The 267-nt window shown below is 63.7% G+C and carries 1 protein-coding gene; it reads left to right on the top strand.

All coding sequences use genetic code 11. The annotated features are described in order from the left end of the window. On the top strand, positions 1-267 hold a 267-nt coding region (locus ACVA58_RS28180), incomplete at both ends, for a hypothetical protein (protein ID WP_446513536.1).

Genomic DNA, 267 nt, shown 5'->3' with positions numbered 1-267 from the left:
CATCGGCACCGGTGGTGAGCCGCTGCTGCAACTCGATAAGCCCCTGATCGACGCGCTGCACGCACGCGGCTTCGAGATCGCCATCGAGACCAACGGCACCATCGCCGTGCCCGAGGGCATCGACTGGGTGTGCGTGAGCCCGAAGATGGGCTCCGAGCTGGTCGTCACGCGTGGGGATGAGCTGAAGGTCGTGATCCCGCAAGACGGGCAGGACCTGGACGCATATGAACGGCTGGATTTCCAGCATTTCTTCCTGCAGGCCATGGA

Source organism: Photobacterium sp. DNB22_13_2, from assembly GCF_052873915.1.
The sequence above is the reverse complement of the archived record's forward strand: the minus strand, read 5'-3'. Positions and strand labels throughout refer to the sequence as shown.